The organism is Vibrio sp. 14G-20 (genome assembly GCF_026241515.1).
Lineage (GTDB): Bacteria > Pseudomonadota > Gammaproteobacteria > Enterobacterales > Vibrionaceae > Vibrio.
In genome coordinates this window covers 1-2,310 of sequence record NZ_JAPHPW010000054.1, presented here as the reverse complement: position 1 = coordinate 2,310, position 2,310 = coordinate 1, and the positions used below count along the sequence as shown (strand labels likewise).

The following is a 2,310-nucleotide window of genomic DNA, read 5'->3' as shown; positions in this document are numbered from 1 at the left end:
AGCTGATCAGATCGTAGGTTCTTGATTTAGTTCCATTGAATTACGCAACAAAGCCTCATGCTTCCATCACTAGAGCTTCCAGGTACCGTTCCTAACCAAGTGACAGTAACAGTTGACGCCGCATAGAGGTTACTCGCGAGCATGAGCGAAGAAACGGCAATCACCAAACTAGTCGGCGCACTTTTTTTTCCTATTTTTAAAACATTCATGTTTTGATCCTTATTTAACTTAATTATTTCGAAATTTGTATATTCATGTACATTCAATAAAAAGTTGATTTTATCGACCCCCTTACCTTAGTTAGTTAGTTAGTAGCCTATCTTTATGGAATATGTAATTAGTTCAATTGCCGTCTTTCTTGTATTGATTAGCTATTAATACAACGCAATATAGATTGCTATATCACCAAGTACATTTACTACTTGGATCTGAAACCGGTATGTAATTAATTCATCAATCTTTTATCTGACATCTAAATAGCTCTAAAAATTACCCAAGTGCTACTTTTCTAATCACTGTGGACGAAGAGGACACAAAATTAAGTGTCACAAAATAAAAACCAAATCGTCATAAAAATGAAACAAATTTAAAATTCGAAAAACTAATGATATCCTCTTGTTATGAATGCCTCGTAAATCTATGTAAATATTCATACCCACCAAACCTAGGAGTTAAAATAAGCAAGGTCAACAAAATGAATAGTTTTTCACTATTTAATAATATTAATGCCAAATGGTGGGATATTAATGAATAGATACTGCGATATTAATTTTCGGTAAATTTGAATTATTTACCTTTCTTACCCGTACTTACCTCCAAATGGCTATTGACTTGAACTGGCCAATAACATAAAGATACAATAGTAAATTCAAGTAGATACTGTATAACTATTTATTATCTCGATGTTTTAATTGCATTAATTCATTCGCTACAAAAGGAAAGATATCGCGGATGAATGAGACACTGGTCTTACTAGATGATAAATTTATTTATAAACTTGAATACATTGCTTACAGAGTGTTATAACGTACTAACAAACTAAACCTTGAGATCAATTTCAATAAAATAATGTATTGGATTTACTGGTAAAATGATAAAGAGTTCTGAAATTATAATTAATCCAGATATAGCACTAGCAAGGTGATGAATCATATAATAATAGACAAAGGATTTAGGATTAATCCCAACTCCAAAAGAAAAGGACAAAGTTATGAATTTTACAACGAATTCTATGTTAAGTAGTACATCAAGCAAAGATTCTCAAACTAACATATTTAAAGAAAATAATAAAAACAGCAACAGCGCTAACCCAATTGATAAACACTCTGCGTTAAAAAATGAAGTCAGCGATAATCTTAATGAAGTAGAGGTTAAGATTTTATCAATTCTTATGAGAAATAGCGGTAACGTTGTAACTCGTTCAGAATTGATTGAAAATAGTTGGGGCGGAAGAGTCGTTACAGGAAGTTCGCTAAACGTCGCCATAAAAAAGATTAGAGATGCATCAAAGAATACTCCTCTAGAAGGGAAAATTGTAACATTACCCAAAAAAGGTTATATGTTCACTAAGGATGATTATACACAAAGCATTTCAGATACCACCATAGTAGACTGTAATATAGATATATCATCCAATACTATAAATGAGATTAGCTCTGAGTTTGATCAAGTAACTATCAAAACAAACTACTGGGTAATATTATTAAGCTTCATTACTAATCAAAAAAAATTTATTATTAACTTAATAAGTTTAGTTCTTTGGCAGACTTCTTTTATTGGATTTATATTTTTATGGTGGCCAGAATGAACATCAAAGGTTCAATATACAGATTAAACATTTCTTTCTTATTATTTGTTGAAATTACTATTATTTTTGGGTTTTTTCAAGCGATCCTTTACAAAGATGAACTAAAATTTACTATCGAGTCGCCATGCGTCGAAAATAAAATAGAAAATATCATAACTTTCGACCGACTCTTTTTTTCGATCTCGCTAAATCGCCAAGAAAAATCCAAGGACATAGAACAAAAAGTAACATTTAGCGGTGTGTACTTGAAATATTTCGACACTCTTTTGCTTATTGGCCGACTAAACTGTACCCCAATGTTCGTTCGAATTGAAATAACTGAACACTCTCCCCATATAAATTCAAGTGGTACTGGTTGCATATATTTATCATCTCAGGCCTAACTTCCTACAAGAGCTTCATCTAAGGATGAAGCTTCCTCTTCATACATAGCCCACTAAAAACATCTACATCTACATCTACATCTACATCTACATCTACATCTACATCTACATCTACATCTA

Annotated in this window: 1 protein-coding gene; it reads left to right on the top strand. The window is 31.7% G+C overall.

Annotated elements, in window-relative coordinates:
* The first annotated feature begins 1,210 nt into the window (after positions 1-1,210).
* Positions 1,211-1,807: a winged helix-turn-helix domain-containing protein gene (locus tag OQJ75_RS22395; RefSeq protein ID WP_265974978.1), complete on the top strand. Its 597-nt coding sequence runs from the start codon at positions 1,211-1,213 to the stop codon at positions 1,805-1,807.
* Positions 1,808-2,310: the final 503 nt, after the last annotated feature.